A 2707-nucleotide genomic window follows, 5' to 3' on the forward strand; every position below is an offset into this window, starting at 1 on the left:
TGGAGGGGCACGCTCCGTCGTGCCCGCTCCTGCAATCACCGGCCGCTCGCCATCCCCGGCCGCGACAGAGCGCGGCCCTCCACCGACTCCCGGCCGCGACGGAGCGCGGCCCTCCACTTGCACGGACGGTTCACGCCGCTGGAGGGGCACGCTCCGTCGTGCCCGCTCTCGCAATGACGGGCCGCCTGCCATCCCCGGCCGCGACAGAGCGCGGCCCTCCACCGGCACGCACGCCTCACGCCAGACGCCGCCCCGGCTGGCCTTCGACCATGCGGAGATCCTGACGCGGGGACTGGATCGGTTCCGGGAACTGGCCGAGCGCACGCATCTGCTCTTCGCCCTGCTGCCGGAGCGCTTCCCCAGGGCGGCGGTTCGCGACGCCCTGCACGCCGTGCGGGGCCGGGCGCCGGCCGGCCCCGAGTTCGCGGCCTGGGAAGCGCGGGCGGAACTGGAAGAAGGGGGGAGCCCGCCGGCTTCGGGCGGCGGCCTGCTGCGCTGCACCGCCACGGACCTGCGGGCCCCGCTGCGGCCGCGCTGAGCCGCTGCCTCAGAGGACGCCCTTCGTGGACGGCACCTGGCCGCCCCTGCGCGGGTCGACCTCGACGGCCATGCGCAGCGCCCGGGCCAGGCCCTTGAAGACGGCCTCGGCGATGTGGTGGCTGTTGTCGCCGCACGGCCCCTCGACGTGCACGGTGATCGCCGCGTTCATGCAAAACGCGTGCAGAAACTCCCGCACAAGCTCCACGTCGAACTCGCCGATCTTCTCGGTCGGGAACCGCACGTCGAACCGCAGCAGCCCCCGCCCACTGATGTCGACGGCCACCGAGGCGAGACTCTCCTCCATCGGCACGCGGGCGTCGGCGAACCGCGTGATGCCCGCCTTGTCGCCCAGCGCCTTGCCGAATGCCTGCCCCAGCACGATGCCCACGTCCTCGGTGGTGTGGTGGGCGTCGACGTGCAGGTCGCCCTCGGCCGCGCACACCAGGTCGAACAACCCGTGGCGCGCCCATAACTCCAGCATGTGATCCAGGAAGCCCACGCCGGTGGAGACCTGGCAACGGCCCGTTCCGTCCAGGGCCAGCTCGACCCGGATCGTGGTCTCCCGCGTCTTGCGTTCGATGGCGGCACTGCGAGGTGTGGTCATGTCAGGATCTCCCTCAGCGTGTCCAGAACCGTGGCCGTCTGTCCGTCCGTGCCGACGGTGATGCGCAGACAGTCGTCCAGACGCGGGGCGTTCCAGTAGCGCACAAGGACCTTGCGTTCGAACAGGCGCTCGAACACGTCCCCTGCCTGACGGCCTTGCGGCACGCGGGCGAAGACGAAGTTGGCCTGCGAGGGGGGGCAGGTGAACCCCAGCTCGCGCAGCCCCGCGATCAGCCGTCCGCGCGTGGCCCGGATCTTCCGCACGTTCTCGGCCGTCCATTCCACGTCCGCGATGGCGGCGGTGGCGCCGGCCAGCGCCAGGCGGTCGACGTTGTAGGATTCCTTGACCTTGGCCATGCCGGCGATCAGCGGCTCCGGGCCGACGGCGAAGCCGAACCGCAGCCCGGCCAGGCTGTGCGACTTGCTCAGGGTGCGGGCGATGACGACGTTCTCGTGGCGCGCCACCAGGTCCAGGCAGTCCTCGTCGGCGAAGGCCACGTAAGCCTCGTCCACCAGCAGCACGCCCGCTACGGACCGGGCCAGGCGTTCGACCTCCGCCTTCGGCGTCAGAGTGCCGCTGGGGGCGTTGGGATTGCACAGCAGCGTCAGCGGCGCGCCGGCCTCGGCCAGCCCGGGCGGCAGGGAGAAGTCCTCGGGGAACTCGACCGCCACGACGTGCGCGCCCTGGATCTCCGCCAGCTTCGGGTACAGGCTGTAGGTCGGAGTCGGGAACGCCACGGCGTCGCCCTCGCCGCAGAAGCTCCGAAGCGCCATCGTCAGCAGTTCATCGGAGCCGTTCGCGCAGATGATGCGATCGGGCGACGTCCCCAGCACGCGCGCGGCCTGCTCACGGAACGGCCGGCCGGTCGGGTCGGGGTAGAGCCGCAGGCTCTCGCCCGCGGCCCGCGCGATGGCCTCGAGCGCGCGAGGGGAGGGCGGGTACGGATTCTCGTTCGTGTTGAGTTTCACGTAGCCCGGCTCCTTCGGCTGGTAGCCGGGGACGTAGCCTTCCATGCGCTCGATTGTCGGCCGGAAGTAGCTCATCGTGTGCCTTCTCGGGCGGGATGAATGCCGGCCATTATACGGATCGGGTCCGCCGACCCGCAAGCGGCGGGGAGGCATCGGATGGCCCGGTTGCCACAGCCGCGCGCTCCGGACGCAGTCGGCGCCGTCGCAACCGTTCACGGCCGTCGCCCTCAAGCTGTCAGCAGTGACGGGGCGGGCACTGGAGTGCCTGGCGAGAGCCTGACGGATGAACGCGAAGACAGATCGGCCACGGGGCTCCGCGTCTGCCTTCTGCTCAACTGGGGAGCTCCGATGGTTCAGGTGAAGCGTGTAGCGAGCCGCTTCTCATCTGCGTTCATCCGCGTTCATCGGCGGTTGCATTCACAGGAGGCCGAGTGCCCGCCTTCGGCGTGGCGCCGCAGGAGGATCCATGCCGCCAGCGCCGCCACGCAGACGGCCGTGACCGTCAGGATCGTCGCGTGGCCCAGGCTGGCCCACTTCGCCTGCTCGGGCGGCAGCTTCGTGCGCTTCTTCGGCGGCGCGTTGCGGAGCCGCGCCA

4 protein-coding genes are annotated in these 2707 nt (G+C 71.2%); 1 reads left to right on the forward strand and 3 read right to left on the reverse strand.

The annotated features are described in order from the left end of the window. The first annotated feature begins 19 nt into the window (after positions 1-19). The gene (locus GXY85_02565) at positions 20-538 is read left to right on the forward strand and encodes a hypothetical protein (GenBank protein NLW49711.1); all 519 of its coding nucleotides are present in this window, start codon (positions 20-22) and stop codon (positions 536-538) included. Positions 539-547: 9 nt separating this feature from the next. Here the strand turns inward: GXY85_02565 and hisB are convergent, their stop codons facing one another. From hisB to GXY85_02580, 3 genes are all read right to left on the reverse strand, one after another. Beyond that, on the reverse strand, positions 548-1144 hold the full coding sequence (hisB, locus tag GXY85_02570) for an imidazoleglycerol-phosphate dehydratase HisB (protein NLW49712.1): 597 nt from the start codon (positions 1142-1144) through the stop codon (positions 548-550). After that, a complete protein-coding gene (hisC, locus tag GXY85_02575) occupies positions 1141-2187 on the reverse strand; it encodes a histidinol-phosphate transaminase (GenBank protein NLW49713.1) in 1047 nt (348 codons plus the stop codon). Before hisC ends, hisB begins: the two co-directional genes overlap by 4 nt. A 326-nt stretch (positions 2188-2513) precedes the next feature. Next, positions 2514-2707: hypothetical protein (locus GXY85_02580; protein ID NLW49714.1), on the reverse strand; the 194-nt coding region annotated here is incomplete at its 5' end.

It is taken from the genome of Candidatus Brocadiaceae bacterium (genome assembly GCA_012728835.1).
Taxonomy (GTDB): domain Bacteria; phylum Planctomycetota; class Brocadiia; order SM23-32; family SM23-32; genus JAAYEJ01.